This window comes from Rhodococcus sp. NPDC055112 (assembly GCF_053607505.1).
Window position 1 is genome coordinate 157,709 of record NZ_JBSGTR010000002.1, and the last position, 17,504, is coordinate 175,212.

The 17,504-nt window shown below is 67.8% G+C and carries 13 protein-coding genes; 7 read left to right on the forward strand and 6 right to left on the reverse strand.

Going from position 1 to position 17,504, the window contains the following annotated elements; translation table 11 throughout:
* The first annotated feature begins 26 nt into the window (after positions 1–26).
* The 3 genes from ACWFRB_RS02330 (at position 27) to treZ (ending at position 4,696) form a co-directional block, all read left to right on the forward strand.
* A complete protein-coding gene (locus ACWFRB_RS02330) occupies positions 27–836 on the forward strand; it encodes a mycofactocin-coupled SDR family oxidoreductase (RefSeq protein WP_452638523.1) in 810 nt (269 codons plus the stop codon).
* Between the two features lie 114 nt (positions 837–950).
* A complete protein-coding gene (locus ACWFRB_RS02335; RefSeq protein WP_452638524.1) occupies positions 951–2,951 on the forward strand; it encodes a DUF222 domain-containing protein in 2,001 nt (666 codons plus the stop codon).
* The gene (gene treZ, locus ACWFRB_RS02340) at positions 2,948–4,696 is read left to right on the forward strand and encodes a malto-oligosyltrehalose trehalohydrolase (RefSeq protein WP_452638526.1); all 1,749 of its coding nucleotides are present in this window, start codon (positions 2,948–2,950) and stop codon (positions 4,694–4,696) included. The genes ACWFRB_RS02335 and treZ overlap by 4 nt, the downstream gene beginning before the upstream one ends.
* On the opposite strand, the gene ACWFRB_RS02345 is transcribed toward treZ, so the two are convergent.
* The gene (locus ACWFRB_RS02345) at positions 4,693–6,219 is read right to left on the reverse strand and encodes an MFS transporter (protein ID WP_452638528.1); all 1,527 of its coding nucleotides are present in this window, start codon (positions 6,217–6,219) and stop codon (positions 4,693–4,695) included. The two genes, treZ and ACWFRB_RS02345, sit on opposite strands and share 4 nt — an antisense overlap.
* A gap of 106 nt (positions 6,220–6,325) precedes the next feature.
* On the opposite strand from ACWFRB_RS02345, the gene ACWFRB_RS02350 reads away from it, so the two are divergent.
* The 3 genes from ACWFRB_RS02350 to ACWFRB_RS02360 all read left to right on the forward strand — a co-directional run bounded on the left by ACWFRB_RS02350 (position 6,326) and on the right by ACWFRB_RS02360 (position 9,068).
* Entirely contained in the window at positions 6,326–6,883 is a 558-nt protein-coding gene (locus tag ACWFRB_RS02350) for a TetR/AcrR family transcriptional regulator (protein ID WP_452638530.1), read from the forward strand.
* Positions 6,884–7,017: 134 nt separating this feature from the next.
* Positions 7,018–7,998 carry a hypothetical protein gene (locus tag ACWFRB_RS02355; protein ID WP_452638531.1) on the forward strand — a complete coding sequence of 327 codons (981 nt, stop codon included), beginning with the start codon at positions 7,018–7,020 and terminating at the stop codon, positions 7,996–7,998.
* 32 nt (positions 7,999–8,030) lie between these two features.
* Positions 8,031–9,068 carry a hypothetical protein gene (locus ACWFRB_RS02360; protein WP_452638533.1) on the forward strand — a complete coding sequence of 346 codons (1,038 nt, stop codon included), beginning with the start codon at positions 8,031–8,033 and terminating at the stop codon, positions 9,066–9,068.
* Between the two features lie 18 nt (positions 9,069–9,086).
* On the opposite strand, the gene ACWFRB_RS02365 is transcribed toward ACWFRB_RS02360, so the two are convergent.
* From ACWFRB_RS02365 to ACWFRB_RS02385, 5 genes are read right to left on the reverse strand one after another with little or no spacing between them, the layout of a single operon-like run.
* Positions 9,087–10,637: an APC family permease gene (locus ACWFRB_RS02365; protein WP_452638534.1), complete on the reverse strand. Its 1,551-nt coding sequence runs from the start codon at positions 10,635–10,637 to the stop codon at positions 9,087–9,089.
* A gap of 5 nt (positions 10,638–10,642) precedes the next feature.
* The gene (locus tag ACWFRB_RS02370) at positions 10,643–11,515 is read right to left on the reverse strand and encodes a universal stress protein (RefSeq protein WP_452638536.1); all 873 of its coding nucleotides are present in this window, start codon (positions 11,513–11,515) and stop codon (positions 10,643–10,645) included.
* A gap of 49 nt (positions 11,516–11,564) precedes the next feature.
* Complete coding sequence (locus ACWFRB_RS02375) at positions 11,565–13,523, reverse strand: primary-amine oxidase (protein ID WP_452638537.1); 1,959 nt, start codon at positions 13,521–13,523, stop codon at positions 11,565–11,567.
* The gene (gene gabT / locus ACWFRB_RS02380; RefSeq protein ID WP_452638539.1) at positions 13,516–14,871 is read right to left on the reverse strand and encodes a 4-aminobutyrate--2-oxoglutarate transaminase; all 1,356 of its coding nucleotides are present in this window, start codon (positions 14,869–14,871) and stop codon (positions 13,516–13,518) included. Before gabT ends, ACWFRB_RS02375 begins: the two co-directional genes overlap by 8 nt.
* Before the next feature lie 41 nt (positions 14,872–14,912).
* Positions 14,913–16,343, reverse strand: a complete 1,431-nt coding sequence (locus ACWFRB_RS02385; RefSeq protein WP_452638540.1) for a gamma-aminobutyraldehyde dehydrogenase — start codon at positions 16,341–16,343, stop codon at positions 14,913–14,915.
* 123 nt (positions 16,344–16,466) lie between these two features.
* Between ACWFRB_RS02385 and ACWFRB_RS02390 the strand changes: the two genes are divergently transcribed.
* Entirely contained in the window at positions 16,467–17,201 is a 735-nt protein-coding gene (locus ACWFRB_RS02390) for a transglutaminase domain-containing protein (RefSeq protein ID WP_452638541.1), read from the forward strand.
* Positions 17,202–17,504 lie beyond the last annotated feature (303 nt).

Sequence of the window (17,504 nt, forward strand, 5' to 3'; positions counted from 1 at the left end):
CACACGCACGCGGGAGGCTAACAAGCATGGCGAATCGGTTCGAGGGCAAGGTCGCATTCATCACCGGCGCAGCGCGCGGTCAGGGCCGGGCGGAGGCCGTGAAGTTCGCCTCGGAGGGTGCGGACATCATCGCCCTCGACGCGTGCAAGAAGTTCGACTCCACCCCGTACGAGGGTGCAACCGAGGAGGACCTGGCGGAGACCGTCCGCCTCGTCGAGGAGCAGGGCCGCAAGATCGTCGCCACCAAGGCCGACGTGCGTGACTTCGCCGCGGTCACCGCGGCGCTCGACGCGGGCATCGAGGCGTTCGGCCGCCTCGACGCCGTGGTCGCGAACGCAGGCATCTGTTCGGCGGCGCTGTCCTGGGAGATCACCCCCGAGCAGTGGCAGGAGACCATCGACGTCAACCTCACCGGCGCGTTCTACACGTGCAAGGCCGCGATCCCGAAGCTGATCGAGCAGGGCGAGGGCGGCTCCATCATCCTCACCAGCTCGGTCTCGAGCCTCAAGGGCGCACCGTTCTTCGGCCACTATGTCGCCAGCAAGGCCGGCATGGCTGGGCTGACCCGGACCATGGCCAACGAGCTGGGCATGCACCGGATCCGGGTCAACAGCGTGCACCCCTACGGCGTCGCCACCGGCATGGTGATGAGCGATGTCCTGCCGCTGATGGAGCGCTTCGCCGACACCCTGGCGCCCGCCTTCATGGCCTCGATCCCGGACGGGTTCAGCACGGCCGAGGACGTGGCCAACGTGGTGGCGTTCCTGTCCTCCGACGAAGCGCATCACATCACCGGCATCAACATGCCGATCGACCTGGGCAACGCCGCGCGCTGACCCGTTCCACGCAACCGCCGGCCGAGATCACTCGGCCGGCGGTTTGTCGTTGCGGCCGCTGCCGCTGAAACGACGTCCGGTTTCGTGTCGGACCCACGGCGTAGTATCGAATGTATGTTCGAGAACGGTGGCGGGATCGGTGAGGTGAGGTCCGCGGTCGAGGCGGAGGTCGCCTCGCTGCTGGCCGACGTCGCCGCCCTCGACGAGGTCGCATGGTCCTGCCAGGCGGAGAATCGGTTCGCGGCGCGGAAGGTGTTGGCGGCGGGCCGGTTCTGGGAGTCGTGGATCGAACGTGACGTGCGGTTGGGGTCGGGTGACATCGTCGACTGCGGCAACGGTGCGATCGCCGAGCTGTCGGTGCGGATGGGCTGCTCGAAGACCGTCGCCGAGTCGTACGCGGCGTTGGGCATGGACCTGCGGCTGCGGCTCCCGCTGGCGCGGGAGGCTTTCGAGTCCGGTGAGCTGGACCTGCCCCGGGCGCGGGCGATTGCCCGCGAGACGACGGGCTTGAAGCCGGAGACGGTGGCCGCGTTGGAGCCGGGGATCGTGGCGGCGGCACGGCAGCTGACGCCGGGACCGTTGGCTGGGGAAATCGGTCGACTGGTCTCGGAGTTCTCGGCGCAGGAGGCGGCCGCGCAGCGAAACACCGCGCAGGAGTTGGGGCGCCGGATCATCAAGCGTTCCCGCGGGAATTCCTCCACCATCGAGGTGAACGTGTCGCCTGAGGAGGCCGAGCAGGTGATGCAGCTGGTCGCCGAGTTCGCGGCCACGGTGTGCCCCCGCGACAAGCGCGGCAAGCAGTGCCGGCTGGTGGATTCGGTGATGGCGATCATGCACGGCGAGCCGTATCTGCGGTGCAGCTGCGGGCGTGCCGACTGCACCCAGGCTGGCCGGACGGCGTTGCCGGGTCGGCGGGCGCCGTTGACGCAGGTCACCATCGATGTCGCGACGCTGTTGGGGTTGTTGTCGGAGCCGGCGTACCTGCATGGCCACGGGCTGATCGACCCGGAGCTGGCACGCACGCTGGCAGCGGACGGGACGTGGCAGGCGCTGCTCACCGAGGCTCTCAACCTGGCGGAGGAGCTGGGGCTGGTCGCGCATCGGGAGGACGACGAGGGCACCCACAGCACAGGCAACGAGGGCGCCGCCGACGGCGACGGCACCCACGACCGGCCAACAGCCCAACACGTCGACGACCCGGCGGAAACGGTTGACGCAACAGAAGCAGCCAATGGGATCTCGCCGGAGTCGAAGCCAGCGGCCGGCCGGCTCGGACCGAGGCCGACCCGCCGGAAGCCGTTACTCAGCCACTGCCGCTGCGGTTCTGCCTGCGGTCGTACCTTGCCCGCGGCAGTCGCCGAAAAGCCGGCTACATCCCCGAGTTCGGGACACTCCCCGTCCCGCGACCCTGCACCGCATCACCGCCGCGGACCCCAGACCACCACCCACCCCGGCCAGGCGGCGATGCTGCGTCCGCACAAAGCGCTCCCAACCCACCGGCTCCGATCAGCATCGGCACCATCGCCGAAGCGATCCTCGCCGCCATCGTCCCCCAAGCACTTCGTGCAGGGGGTGCCCCCAGCCGCCCGACCCTTGCGCGCCCGGAACACCCCGACGGACACGGCGGCCTCACCATCCCACCCGACGGTGCCCTCACCTACCGCCCCGACGCCGCCACCACCGCACTCGTCCACGCCCGAGACGGGCACTGCCGATTCCCCGGCTGCACCCGACCGGCCGCCGGATGCCAACTCGACCACATCATCGAATACCGGGCTCACGACCCGATCGCCGGCGGCTGGACCATCGCCACCAACCTGCAATGCCTCTGCCAGTTCCACCATCAACTCAAAACCCTCGGTCTCTGGACAGTGGCCGCACTACCCGGCCATGCCATGCTCTGGACCTCCCGCACCGGCACCACCGCGCTCACCCTCCCCGCGGGCGCCCACGGCAGCCACACCCTCGCGACTCCGGCACCGCGGATCACTGGCCGCCGCGGCCACACCCCACCACCGCTACCGGCGACACCACCGGACCCGCCACCGTTCTGAGACCGAAACGCGCCCTCACCGACTGCACCACGCCGCCCCGTGCGGCATGCTGGGGCAATGACTTCCGCGCATCGTTTCGAGGTCTGGGCACCGATCCCGCAGAAAGTGCAGCTGCATCTCGACGGGGAGCTGCATCCGATGTCGCGGGACGAAGACGGCTGGTGGCGCGCGACGATTCCTGCGAGCCCGGACAGCCGCTACGGCTTCGTCCTGGACGACGATCCCACCGTGTTGCCCGACCCGCGCTCGCCGCGCCAGCCCGAGGGCGTACACGCGCCCTCGCAGCTGCACGAGCTGAATCCGGACGCCTGGACTGATCGCGACTGGACCGGACGCAGGCTCGCGGGCAGCGCGGTCTACGAACTGCACGTCGGAACCTTCACCCCCGAGGGCACCTTCGACGCCGCCATCGCCCACCTCGACCACCTCGTCGACCTCGGTGTCGGGTTCGTCGAACTGATGCCGGTGAACGGGTTCAACGGCGACCACAACTGGGGCTATGACGGCGTTCTCTGGTACACCACGCACGAGCCCTACGGCGGGCCCGACGGGCTGCAGCGGTTCGTCGACGCCTGCCACCGCCGCGGACTCGGGGTGATCCTCGACGTGGTCTACAACCACCTCGGCCCATCCGGCAACTACCTCGACCGATACGGGCCGTACCTCGCGGACACCGAGAACCCGTGGGGCGCAGCGATCAACATCGCGGGCGCGTTCTCGGGCGAGGTGCGCCGCTACATCATCGACAACGCACTGCGCTGGCTGCGCGAGTTCCACATCGACGGACTGCGCCTCGACGCCGTGCACGCGCTGGTCGATCTGACCGCCTCGCATCTGCTCGAAGACCTGGCCGTCGAAACCGAGACGCTGTCAACGCATCTACGCAGGCCGCTGACCCTGATCGCCGAGAGCGACCTCAACGATCCCGCTCTCATCGCGCCGCGGTCCGCGGGCGGCCACGGCCTCGACGCGCAGTGGAACGACGACATCCACCACGCCGTGCACGCCGCGGTGTCCGGCGAACGGCAGGGGTACTACGGCGATTTCGGCTCGATCCAGTGCCTCGCCACCACCCTGCGTCAAGGGTTCTTCCACGCGGGGACCTATTCCAGTTTCCGGGGCCGCACCCACGGCATGCCGCTCGACGTGCGGCTCACTCCCGCCAGCTCGCTGCTCGCGTACACGTGCACGCACGACCAGGTGGGCAACCGCGCGACAGGCGATCGTCCGGGGCACTACCTGAACCCGGGCCAGCTGGCCGTCAGGGCGGCACTGGTGCTCGGCTCGCCGTACACGCCGATGCTGTTCATGGGCGAGGAATGGGGCGCGGGGACGCCGTTCCAGTACTTCACCTCGCACCCGGAACCGGAGCTCGCCGAGGCCACCGCGTCCGGCCGCAGGCGTGAGTTCGCCGAGCACGGCTGGGAGGTCGGCGCCATCCCGGACCCGCAGGACCCGCAGACGTTCCTGCGGTCGAAGCTGAACTGGGGCGAGATCGCGACGCCCGGGCACCGACGCCTTCTGGAGTGCTATCGCGCCCTGATCGCGCTGCGGGCCGCACGATCCGACCTGACCGATCCGTGGCTCGAGCACCTGGTCGTGGACTACGACGAGGACGCGCGGTGGATCGTGCTGCACCGCGGCAGCATTCGGGTTGCCTGCAACCTCGGTCCGGACCCGGTGACGGTCCCGGTCGGCGGCCACCCACTGTTGTGGTGGGAGCCGCCGACCCAGGACGCCACCGGGTCGGCGACCGTCGTCCCAGGACATTCCTTCGCGATCCTCGACGCTGGCAGCACCGACTAGCGCGAGCGCATCATCCGGTACACCAGCACCGCGTTGGCCAACAGGATGATCGCGGTGGCGGCCGCCGCCACGTGCATGCCGCTGACGAAGGACAGGTGCGCGGAATCGAGCAGCTGCGCTCCCACCATGTCCGGGGCGGACTTGGCCACACCCACCGCGCCGCCGAGGGTTTCCTGAGCGGAGTGAGCGTCGTCCGCGCCGAGGGCCGACACGTCGAGCCCCTTGCGGAAGATGGCCAGCACCACGCTGCCCAGGACCGCGACACCCAACGCGACACCGAGCTCGTACGCCGTCTCGGACACCGCCGAAGCCGCACCCGCGCGCTCCGACTCCACCGAGCCGACCACCAGGTCGGAGGTCAGCGTGAGCGCGATGCCGACACCCGAGCCGATCAACATGAACGCGGCGATGAACAGTCCCGCGCCACCGTCGGCGTGCAGCCACAGCATCGCCGCCGCACCGATCGACGAGACCGCCAGGCCGATGCTGAGCACCACGCCCGGCTGCCAACGACGGACCAACCAGGCGGCCGTCAGCGAGAAGAGCACGCTCATGGCCGTGCCCGGCAGCATCAGCAGGCCGGCCTGCAGCGGCGTCTTGCCCAACACCAATTGCAGGTACTGCGAACCGAAGAACAGCACTCCGGACAGCGCGAACACCGAGAGCAGATTCGTCATCACCGCGGTCGAGAACGCGGGCCGCGCGAACAGGCTCAGGTCGAGCATCGGATTCGGGCGGGTGCGCTGCCGGTGGATGAAGGCCCATCCGGCGGCAGCTCCCACCGCGCCGATGGCCGCGAGGGCCACGGTCGGACCGTGCACCACCGACTCCTTGACTGCGTACACCAGCGGAATCATCGCCAGCATGGACAGGCCCGCACTCACCAGGTCGAAGCGGCCCGGGTTGGGGTCCTTCGCCTCCGCGATCACCATCGGACCGACGATGATGAGCACCGCCATCACCGGGATGTTGATGAGGAAGACCGAGCCCCACCAGAAGTGTTCGAGCAGCCAGCCGCCCACCAGCGGGCCTGCCGCGGCGCCACCACCTGCCATCGCACCCCACACACCGATCGCGGTGGTCCGCTGATGCGGGTTGACGAAGATGGTGCGGATCAGGCCAAGCGTCGCGGGCATCAGCGTGGCACCCGAGATGCCCTGCAGCACGCGGGCCGCGATCAGCATCTCCGGGCTCACCGACCAGGCGGCGATCATCGACGCGATACCGAAGCCGGCGGCGCCGATGAGAAGCAGCCGACGCCTGCCGATCCGGTCGCCGAGGGTGCCCATGGTGACGAGCAGTCCGGCGAGCACGAACGAGTAGACGTCGATGATCCACAGAAGCTGCGTGCTGCTCGGTTCGAGGTGCGCGCTGATGGACGGCATCGCCAGGTCCAGGACCGTCGCGTCGACCGAGATCAGCAGAACGGAGAGGGCGAGCACGACAAGACCGACCCAGTCACGGGCGCTCGCCCGCACCTCGGTCGGATCGATCGTCAGGTCCTTGCCCGCGATGACAGACACGATTGACTCCCAATGAGTTGAAAATGAAAATTCGACTGAACCGTCCAGCCGGTACAGTCGCTCACTCAGGTTAGCAGCCAACCGTCCAGCCGGTACAGTGATCCCCGTGACAGACAAGTCGGCAACAGGAACCCGCGACCGCATCCTCGACGCGCTGGAACGACTACTGCTCGAAAGCGGGCTCTCCCAGATCACCCTCGAGGCGGTCGCCGCCGAGGCAAGCGTCTCCAAGGGCGGACTGCTCTACCATTTCCGCAGTAAGGACGCCCTGCTCGCGGGCATGGTCCGTCGCCTCGGCGAGCGCTCCGACCAGCAGCTCGCGCAGGCGGGCACCTCGGTCTCCGAGTGGTACCTGCAGACGGTGGATGCCAACACCACCAACGAACTCGCGCTCTTCCAGTCCACGATCGCCGCGCTGCGGTCGGTGGACGGCAAGCCGGGCGAGATCCAGCAGGCCGTCATCGACATGATGAGGTCCTGGGACGAGGGCCTGCGCGCCGAGTTCGACGACCCGATCCAGGCCGAGATCGTGCGCCTCGTCGGCGACGGCATCTACCTCGCGGCGCTCCTCGGCCTGCCGCAGCCCGACCCCGAGCTGTATCGCCAGGTCGTGGACCGCCTCCTCGGCCACGAAACCGCAGGCGAGAGCGGTACCCCCGACTAGGTTCGGCCAGGACGTCCGGTGTGGCGTCCAACCCAGAATCGCTTCCCAGATTCCGCGACGAACAGAACAGACCTTCCGGTACCCTCCACGCGGCGCGGTGGTCGCGCAGGTGGGTTTCGAGGGGGAAATTCCGGATGGGCAGAACTGTCAAGCTCGTTGTCGGCCTGATCGCGACGGCGGTGCTGGCGGCTGGTGTGACGACCGGTGTCGCGGCCGCGGAGCCCGCGACCGTGGACGTCACCCCCGGTACCTATCTCATCTTCGACAACCACCGGGATGCCCAGGGCAAGAAGACACCGGGCGAAACCTGCACACTCGGCGTGGTCGGCACCGACTCGGCGGGACGAAAGGTCGGCATCACAGCCGGGCACTGCAATCCCGGCCCGATCAAGCCGGGCGAGGAGAACAAGCCGTTCAACCTGCCCCAGTTCCAGGGCGTGCCAGAGGCACTACACGGGCAGAACATCGCCGGCAACGAATACGAGGTGTGGAGCCGCGACCAGGTGGAGCGCGCCGACGCTCCGCCGATCGGCTGGATCCGCTTCGTCGCACCCGGCAGCGAGAGCACCACCACGAAGACCGACTACATGGTCATCGAGTTCGCCCCGCACGTCGTGCTGTGGAGCACGACCCTGGACAAGGACGGCAAGACCGTCCGCAGCACGAACGGACGGGATCTGTTCAAGGTCAACTCGATTCATCGCGACTCGAGCGGTGCGGTGGCCCTGCCCGAGACGGGCGAGAGCATCGAGAACTTCGGCGCCAGCTCGGACCGCAACGGCGGCACCATCCGCCTGGACGACATCTTCGCCCTGACGAAGGCGCCGAACAACGGAACGGTCACCGAGGTCAAGGACGGCATGATCCGCTCGACCGCCCAGTTCATCATCGGCGACTCCGGCGGCCCGGTGGTCATGCGAGGCACTGGTGAGTGGGTGGGGATCGTCAGCGGATCCGACTTGAACTTCGCTCTCGGACAGTGGGTCAACACCTCGGCCAAGAACATCCTCGACAACCTCAATCCCCGCAACGTCACCGGAAGCGGATTCACGCCGGTGGACAACGAGAGCACCGCACCGACCGCGGACCCCGCCTGTGCGAGCTCGCTGTGCTGACGCGAGCCGTCCGCGGCAAGAGAATTGCGCGCATGAGGCGTACTACCCGGTACCTCACCGGCCTGGTCGCAGCGGTGGCACTGATCTCGGGATTGACGCCGGGTATCGCGGCGGCGGCCGAGCCGCCACCGAGCCCCAAGACGATCGGGCCGGGGGCGGGCCTGATCTTCGTCAACGAATACGGCAGAGGGAAATGCACTCTCGGCGCAGCCGGCACCGATGCCGCCGGGCGCAAGGTGGGCATCACCGCTGGCCACTGCCGGATCGAGGAGAAGTTCGACCCGCAGGACATCTGCAAGGCGATCGAGTCCGACCCCGAAAAGGAACCCTGGTATCAGCCCAAGTTCTGGGGACCCGCCGAGGGCGTTCACGTCCTCGGCAACGAGTACCCGGTCTGGGACTGGCGCGACATCCTGGACACCACCTGGGACGCGTCCGCAGACAACTTCGGACTGCTTCCTGGCCGCATGGAGGCCGCCCCGATCGGCTGGATCCGCTGGGTGAACAAGGGCAGCAACGACTGCAGCCTCACCACCACAGCCGACTACATGGTCATCGAGTTCGCGCCGCACGTCCAGCTCACCAGCAGGGTGACGGACAAGTTCGGCAACGGGGTTCGCAGCACCCTCGGCGGGCGGCCGTTCACGATCAACTCGGTCCATCGCGACCCGGAAGGGAGGCCGGCACTGCCGTCGCCCATTCTCGACTACGTCGAGACCTTCGGCGCGATGTCCGACCGTAAGCCTGGGACCCTCTTCCCGCCCGAGGAAACCTTCGCGCAGGCACCCAGCTACGGGATGGTCACGGGGGTCGACGACGGTCTCATCCGGTCCTACGCGGGCTTCCGCAAGGGCGATTCCGGCGGACCCGCCGTCATTCGCGGCACCGGCAGGTGGGTCGGGATCATCACCCGAACCGACCTGAACAATGCCCCGTTCGTCATCACCTCGGCCAAGAACATCCTGGCCGACCTGAACTCGCGGAACATCACCGGCAGCGGCTTCACGCCGGTGGACAGCGATAGCACCGCGCCACCCGAGAACCCCACCTGCTCTGGCTCACTGTGCTGACGCGAGCGGGACTCTCGCTCAACTCCGCGCCGCGACGTCCGCCTCACCCGAGAGCGCCGGGGTGTCCCGGGTCAGGGTTCGGCCGAGGAAGTAGTCCGGCTGGCGCAGCCGCATGACCAGCATCAGCACCGCGCCCAGCAGCAGCACACCGAAGCCCATGAAGAACACCAGCCCGATGCCGCCGATCGATGCACCGCTGCCGTTCTCCGGGTCCATGCTCTCCCCCACCGAGATCACGAACACGGTCGCCAGCATGATGCCGCCGAGGAGCGGGAACAGGAACTTGAACACGATGTTCCTTGCGCTGGTGAAGAGTTCGTGCCGGAAATACCAGACGCACGCGAACGCCGTGATCCCGTAGTACCAGCAGATCATGATCCCAAGCGCGGCAATGGTGTCCAGCAACGCCCGCTCCGACAACAACGAGACGACGGTGTAGAACACCCCGGTCACCACGCCTGCCACCACCGTCGCATAGGTGGGCACCAGGAAGCGCGGGTTCACCTCGGCGAGCTTGCGCGGAAACGCCTTGTACGCGCCCATTGCCAGCATCGTCCGCGCGGCAGGCAGGAATGTCGTCTGCAGGCTCGCGACCGAGGACGCGAACACGGCCAGGAACAGCAGCAGGCCCGCCCAGTGGCCGAGCACCGGTTCGGCCAGCGCCCCGAACACGTTCTCGGAATTGTCCGGATTGCCGAGGCCGAGCCCCTCCTCGCCCACCCCGGCGTACATCATCACCGCGACGGCGACCAGCAGGTAGGTCACCAGGATCGAGACGACGCACAGCAATCCCGCCCGGCCGGGGGTCTTCTTCGGATCCTTCGACTCCTCGCCGAGGGTGAGGCAGGTGTCCCAGCCCCAGAAGGCGAAGATCGAGCCGGTCACCCCCACCACGAAGGCCCCGAGGGCGAGCCCGCTGAACGGGTTGAACCAGGACGGGTCGAACGCCAGACCCGCGGGCGCCGAACCCGAGGCCACGTGCACGAACGCGGCGACGACGAAGACCAGGAGCACCACCATCTGAAAGCCGACCAGCACGAACTGGATTCGCTGGCTCGTGGTGATGCCCCTGCCCGAGATCCAGGTCGCCAGCGCGAGGAACACGAGGGTGGTCGCGATGTTCACGGCCTTGTGGTCCGCCAGGTCCCCGATCGCCGGTGAGTCGAAGACCCGGGCCAGGAACAGATAGAAGAACTCCACCGCGATCGCGGCCAGGTTGGACAGCACGATGATGGTCGCCATCACCATGCCCCACCCGCACATCCAGCCGACGTACGGACCGAATGCCTTGGTGGACCAGGTGAACGACGCGCCGCAATCGGGCGATTCCGCATTCAGCTCGCGGTACGCGTACGCGGTGAGGAACATCGGGATGAAGCCGGCGATGAAGATGGCGGGCATCTTCAGGCCCACCGCGGCCACGATCAGGCCGATGCTCGCGGTGAGGGTGTATCCGGGTGCCACGCAGGAGATCCCGATGACCGCCCCCGAGAGGGTGCCGATCTTCCCCGGCGCCAGACCCTTGGCGACCAGACCACCCGACGCGGGCCGCTCCACTTGATCGGCCATGGTCGTCAGACCTCCTCTTTCGGCACGACGATCATCGGAACCGGCACGACCCGGAGCATCTTTGACACCGTCGACCCGAGGAACAGGTGACGCGGACGGGCGAGGCGGCTGGAACCGACCATGATCAGGTCCCCATCGCTCCACTCCAGCTTGCTCACCGCGGACTCGACATTCGCACCGTCCGCGATCTCCGACTCGACCGCGATGTCCTCGGGCAGAACGGATCTCGCGGACTCGAGGACCTCGGCCGCGTGCGCGATGGCCCGTTGGCGAGCCGATTCCGGTGTGTCCGAGCGCCTGCGACGGGACATGTCGAGGGGCACCAGGGACACCAGCCGCAGCGGGGCCATCGCCCGCCTGCTCACCCCCACCGCCTCCCGCAACAGCAGCCCGGCCCCCGCGCGGGTACCCAGCGCGCAGGTGACGCTGCGGATCTCCCTCGCGGTCGAATGCCTCATGCCCCGCGGCGCGAGCGCCATCGACAGGTGCGCGCAGTGCAACAGTTCGCCGGTGACCGACCCGATCGAGTGCCGCCCCAGCAGTCCGTCCCCTGAGGCCCCGATGACGATCATCTCCGCCTCGAGCTCGTCGGCGATGTCGAGCAGGCCCTGGGCGAAGGACTCGTTGGAACGCAGGTGGGTCCGAACGGTGATGTCATCGGGAACGGTCGCGCGTGCCTCTACCAGCCAGTCCACCGCCTGATCGGAGAGCAGCTCCTCATAGGCCGAGTCGACGGGGATCCTGGTGGGCACCGGCTCCTCGTCGGGCAACACCAGGCAGATGTCGATCTCGGCGCCGAGACTGCGGGCCAGCAGAACGCCGAGCGCGAGGCCGTCGGCACCGCTCGGAGTCGCGAGATATCCCACTACCAATCGCATGTCGGCCACCAATCGTCGGTGAGCGGTCAGGAACTTCAGCGGTGCACGATCACGCCTCCCCCTCGAGATGGCCGCAGTGATCATCCGCGTCGGCGTGGCAGGACTTCGCAGGCGTCGGCGCCACGTCCAGCGCCGGGTTGCGGTCGAAGAAGCCGACCGGCTTGAGCCAGAAGCTCACCGTGTCCACCGGCATCACCGGCCAGTCCTCGGGCCGGGTGATGTGGTGGATCCCGAAGACGTACCAGAGCACGACATCGGTGTTCTCGATGGATCGGTTCGCCCTGGTCCACTCGGGCAGTCCGTGGTCGACGCCGCTCTGGTTGACGAATTCACCCGAGGGCCAACGCTCGTCCGGGTCGTTGGGGGTCACCCAGAGGGTGTGCCCGATCACCTGGCTGCGCTGGAAGATCGGCGAGGCCGGATCGAACATCGAGGGGAACGCCCCGCCGGGGACCAGCTTGTACGAGGGTGCGGTGCCGAGTCCATTGGTGGTGTTGTCGTTGGCCACCTTCCAGGCCCGCTGGGTCTGCCAGTCGAAGTCCTGTTTGCCCTCGTCCTCGGTCCGCAGCGGAGTGTTCTTCTGACGCAGCGAGAGTCCGTACGGATTGTCCGGGCCCATCGGGACCATCTCGGTCTCGGTGGCGTACACCGTGTTCTCGGTTCCGTCGACGTCGAGGTCCATCCGGGCGACCAGGAAGTGCTGGTGGTACGGCGCATACGTGCGCTCGTCCACGAGCGTGCCGTGCGGGTGCGCGGCACCCTGGTCGAAGTGGCTGACCACCATGATCCCCGTTGCACGGACCTCACATTCGATGTTGCCGTCCTGGTAGAAGCGCCAGTAGGTGAGGTACTCGTAGTTCGCAACGGTGACGTGGAAGGAGACCGTGAGCCTGCGCATCCGGCGTACCTCGGCCCCGTCGTGGTCGACGTGCTTCCAGAGGACCGCGTTGTCCTCCTCGTGGATACAGATCGCGTTCTTGATCGTGTACGGCTCCCCCTTGCTGTTGTGCAGCACGGCGTCGAGGTACCGGATCTCACCGAGGCAGTCGCAGCCGAGCTCGAGCGAGGTTGTCATGAACCCGATTCCCCACTCACCGATGTCGAAGGCGGTGCGGCGGTAGTGGTCATCGCAGTGGTCGCGATACGGCACGACCATCTCCGCGAACGAGAGCCGGTTTGCGATCGGCCGCTCGCGCCCGTTGTCGTCGTAGGTGATCGCGTGCAGCGTCATTCCCTCGCGGTAGTTGAAACCCACCCGCAGCGACCAGTTCTGCCAGGTCAGTTTGTTGCCCTCGAGGGTGAAGGAGGGCCCGTCCGGCTGGGTGATCTCCAGCGGCAGGAGGGGCTCGCGGGTACTGGCGTTCCTGATCCGCTCCGGGATGTGCCGCGGCACATACTCCCCCATGATCTCCGGGCGGTCCACGGAGAATGTGTCCTCGATCTCCAGCAACTCCATGCTGTTGACGTCGATCACACAGTGGAAGCCGTTGACCGGCCCCGCATAGGGATTCGCGCCCTCGTCGGCCTTGACCCAGGTGTCCGACCAGCCGAGCCTGCGCCCCTTGTACTTGTCGGGGATGACGGCCTCGCCGTAGGTCCAGGTGTCCATGAACACCAGGCTCATGTCCGTGATCCCCCGCTTCGCCAGCGCCGCCACGACATCCGGGTGGTTCCGCAGGACCTCATCGCACTCTTCCCACTCATCGACGGTGAAGTTCGCCTGCACCCCGGGAACATGTCGCCACGTCACCACCGAGTCCGCGGTGAGCGAGACCAGGGCCTTGTATGTCTTGTTCTCGGCCCGCTCGAAACACACCACGTGCGCGCGGCGATCGGGGGCCGTCCCATCCGCATCGAAGGCGGCGATCTCGGCCTTCGACGGCTCGGCGAGCTCGATCGAGGCGTACCGCCAGCCCGGTCCGACCCCGTGCTCGCGGGCGAGTACCGCCGCGACCGCGGCGAACTCCTGGGACGCGAGCGGGTCGAGCGGATGAGTGTCGTCAGCCACGGTTGCTCCCTGCCAGAGATCGGATGATGGTTTCGAGCACGTCAAGGGCCTCGCCGAGCAGTTCCTCGCCGATCACCAGCGGCGGGAGCAGCCGGATCACGTTGCCGTAGGTGCCGCAGGTGAGCACGATGACGCCCTGCTCGAGCGCCTGTGCCGCAATGGCCTTGGTGATATCCGGGTCCGGCTCGATGCCGGACGGCCGGACCAACTCCATCGCCTGCATGGCCCCGCGGCCCCGCACCTCGCCGATCACCCCGACCTCGGCCGCAAGCGCCCGCAGCCGGCGCTGCGTCAGCTCACCGATCTGCCGGGCCCGCCCTGCCAGGTCCAGCTCGCGCATCGACTCGATCGAGGCGAGCGCGGCCGCGCATGCGATCGGGTTGCCTCCGTAGGTGCCGCCTAGCCCGCCGGGATGCACCGCGTCGAGCAGCTCGGCCCTGCCGGTGATCGCGGCGAGCGGCAAGCCACCCGCGATGCCCTTGGCCATCGTGATGATGTCCGGCACGATGGCCTCGTCCTCGCTCGCGAACCATGCGCCGGTGCGGGCGAATCCGGTCTGCACCTCGTCGGCGATGAAGACGACCCCGTTCGAGCGTGCCCATTCGACCAGTGCGGGTAGGAATCCCGGCGCGGGCACGATGAACCCGCCCTCGCCCTGGATCGGTTCGATGATGATCGCGGCCACCGTGTCGGCACCGATCTGCTTCTCGATCTGACTGATGACCCGGCGCGCCGACTCGCCGCCACTGAGTCCGGCCTCGTCGCGGAACGGATACGACATCGGCATCCGGTAGATCTCCGGGGCGAACGGACCGAAGTTCGCCTTGTAGGGCATCGCCTTCGCGGTCAACGCCATCGTCAGATTCGTGCGTCCGTGGTAGGCATGGTCGAAGGCGATGACGGCGTTCCTGCCGGTCGCCAGCCTCGCCACCTTGACCGCGTTCTCCACCGCTTCCGCGCCGGAATTGAACAGCACCGACCGCTTCTGGTGAGTGCCGGGTGTCAGCGCGGCCAATGCCTCCGCGACCCCGATGTATCCCTCGTACGGGGTGACCATGAAACAGGTGTGCGCGAAATGCGCTGCCTGCTCGGAGACCGCCTGTGCGACCGCAGGGTTGGAGGCACCAACACTGGTGACCGCGATGCCGGCCCCCAGATCGATGAACGAGTTCCCGTCCACGTCGACGAGCACGCCGCCGTCGGCGTCCGCCGCATAGACGGGAACGCTCGACCCGACCCCCGCCGCCACGGAGGCCTTGCGGCGCGCGGTGAGGGCCTGCGATCTCGGACCGGGCAGTGGCGTGCGGAGCGTCCGCTCCTGCGGCAATCGGTACCGGAGTGCATCCATCGTGGCAGTCCTCGAGTGTGCGGAGCGGAGTCGCTTCGTGCTCAGTCGTGGGAACTCATGACGTGCTTGACGCGCGTGTAGTCCTCGACCCCGTAGGCCGAGAGGTCCTTGCCGTATCCGGAGTACTTGAAGCCGCCGTGCGGCATCTCCGCCACCAGCTGGATGTGGCAGTTGATCCACACCGCCCCGAAATCGAGTGCGGCGGACATCCGCTGGACCGTCCCGTGGTCTCTCGTCCACACGCTCGAGGCGAGACCGAACCGGACATCGTTCGCGAGTTCGACGGCCTGTTCCTCGTCGGTGAAGGACTGCACGGTCAGCACCGGGCCGAAGGTCTCCTCCTGCACGATGTCGTCGTCCTGTCGCACGCCGGTGACCACTGTCGGCTCGAGGAAGAAACCCTTCTCCCCCAGCCGCTTTCCCCCGGTGACGATCCTCGCGTGGCCGGGCAGCGCGGCGATCTTGCCGGTCACGGCAGTGAAGTGGTTGACGTTGTTGAGCGGCCCGTAGAAGGTGTCCGGGTCGGTGGGCAGCCCGGTCTTGATGCCCGTCGCCTTGGACACCAGCGCATCGACGAACTCGTCGTGGATCGACTCGTGCACCAGCACCCTCGTCACGGCCGTACAGTCCTGGCCCGCGTTGAAGAACGCCGCCTCCGCGATCCCACCCGCGGCCTTGTCGACGTCGACGTCCGCGAACACCACCGCGGGAGCCTTGCCCCCGAGTTCGAGGTGCGCGCGCTTGACCTGCTTCGCCGCCGACACCGCCACCGCGATACCCGCGCGGACCGACCCGGTGATCGAGACCAGACCGAGGTCGGGATGCTCGACGAGGGTCGCGCCGGTGCCGCCGTTGCCGAGCACGACGTTCAGCACGCCGTCGGGCAGGATCCCCTTCGAGAGCCGGGCGAGAACCAGCGTGCTCTCGGGGGTGGTGTCGCTCGGCTTGAGCACCACCGTGTTCCCGGCGGCGACCGCGGGCCCGATCTTCCAGATCGCCATCAGGAACGGGTAGTTCCACGGCGTCACCTGACCGACGACGCCGATCGGCTCGCGCCGGATGTACGAGGTGAACCCGTCCATGTACTCGCCCGCGGACTTGCCCTCGAGCATGCGGGCCGCGCCCGCGAAGAACCGGAGCTGATCCGCGCCGACCTTCACCTCGTCGGCGGCGATGACCGCCCTTGGCTGGCCGGTGTTGCGGCATTGGGCATCGACGAGCTCGTCGCTGTGTGCCTCGATCGCATCGGCGAGCGCGAGAAGCGCGGCCTGCCGGACACCAGGGGTGGTCCGCCCCCACGACGTGAAGGCCGTCCTGGCTGCTGCGACGGCGGCATCGATATCGGCCTTGGTGGAGATCGGCGCCCTCGCGACCACCGTCTCGTCCACCGGATTGACCACCTCGATCGAATCCGTTGCCGTGGAGGCGACGAAGCGACCGTTGACGTAGTTCTCGAGTAGTTCGACTGCCATGGATTCCCACACCTCCGGGGACGGCTTCGAGTTCACGATCTGGGACAAGTGTGCGCCACATCAGGGCGTCTGCGCAGGCGTACCGGGCCGAGCGGGCGGGGACCAGAGCGCTATCGTCGCGAGATGACGTGCAGCGCGGTGACCACGTGGCGCGGTAGGCCTCTGGCGCCCACCACGGCCGCCGACTCATCCGGGTCCGTGACCGCGACCCCGATCCTGAACTGGCACTCGCACGATGCCGAGCTGCTCTACGGCCGCGTCCTCCTCAAGCCGGAGGCTTCGACGACGCCGACTTCCTTTCTCCGAACCGCGCACACCTGCGTCCGGCGCGAGGTGCGTGGCGTCTACGCACTCGATGACCAGCAGCCGATGTCGACGACGATTCGCCGTGGTCGCGGATCGTGCAGTCAGCGGTTGGCGGTCGTCGAAGGGCTGGCCCGTCGGCATTCGATCCACACCAGGGTTCGCGGCCTGGTCCTGCACGGCGAGTTCTGGTACCCCCGTTTCCGACACCTGCACAACCTCGTTCCCGATCGAGTCCTGCTCGCCTGGCCGGAGTTCCTGGTCGACGGCCGGTGGCTCGACGCATCCGAGGTCTTCGACGGCGGCGACTGCACGGTCGATGCGGAGCCGTTCGCCAACAGCGGTGAGGAGACACTGTTCGATGCGCTCGCACGGGCCCCCATCAACTGGGGCGGTCGGTCGTCGCGGTCATGCCTGGACCTATCCGGGTTCGTGGCAGCGAACCTCGGCACGTTCGACTCCAGGGACGAGCTGTTCGGGACCTACGGCCAGACGATCGCGCGACCGATCCGAACGATTGTCGAACCGTGGTTCAGCCGGTGGAAGGCCGGGTGACGCCCGCACACCCGGTCGGCAGAGGCGGGTTGCCCTGTGCCAGTTCACCTTCGGTCAGCACGCGGAGTTTCGGGCCGGCGGCGCACCCTCGCCGGCAGTTATGACAGGAGCCCGTTCGGGCATCAGATGCCGCCTCCTGCGTCCCATCACATTAGCCGGGATTGCACTGCTCAGAGGCGGTTTCGGCACCTTTGGTCGCCGTTCGTGATCGCGATCGTGGACATCTGGAGGATGGCCATTCGGGCAGGTCGGCGGTTATCATTCGAAGCGATGTTCCGGACGGTCTTAGACCAGATCGGGGCC

Coding starts and splice junctions, on each gene's coding strand:
- ACWFRB_RS02355 (WP_452638531.1), top strand. CDS start 7,018: ATGGGCAGAACTGTCAAGCTCGTTGTCGGCCTGATCGCGACGGCGGTG.
- treZ (WP_452638526.1), top strand. CDS start 2,948: ATGACTTCCGCGCATCGTTTCGAGGTCTGGGCACCGATCCCGCAGAAA.
- ACWFRB_RS02370 (WP_452638536.1), bottom strand. CDS start 11,515: ATGCGATTGGTAGTGGGATATCTCGCGACTCCGAGCGGTGCCGACGGC.
- ACWFRB_RS02365 (WP_452638534.1), bottom strand. CDS start 10,637: ATGGCCGATCAAGTGGAGCGGCCCGCGTCGGGTGGTCTGGTCGCCAAG.
- gabT (WP_452638539.1), bottom strand. CDS start 14,871: ATGGATGCACTCCGGTACCGATTGCCGCAGGAGCGGACGCTCCGCACG.
- ACWFRB_RS02390 (WP_452638541.1), top strand. CDS start 16,467: ATGACGTGCAGCGCGGTGACCACGTGGCGCGGTAGGCCTCTGGCGCCC.
- ACWFRB_RS02360 (WP_452638533.1), top strand. CDS start 8,031: ATGAGGCGTACTACCCGGTACCTCACCGGCCTGGTCGCAGCGGTGGCA.
- ACWFRB_RS02330 (WP_452638523.1), top strand. CDS start 27: ATGGCGAATCGGTTCGAGGGCAAGGTCGCATTCATCACCGGCGCAGCG.
- ACWFRB_RS02335 (WP_452638524.1), top strand. CDS start 951: ATGTTCGAGAACGGTGGCGGGATCGGTGAGGTGAGGTCCGCGGTCGAG.
- ACWFRB_RS02385 (WP_452638540.1), bottom strand. CDS start 16,343: ATGGCAGTCGAACTACTCGAGAACTACGTCAACGGTCGCTTCGTCGCC.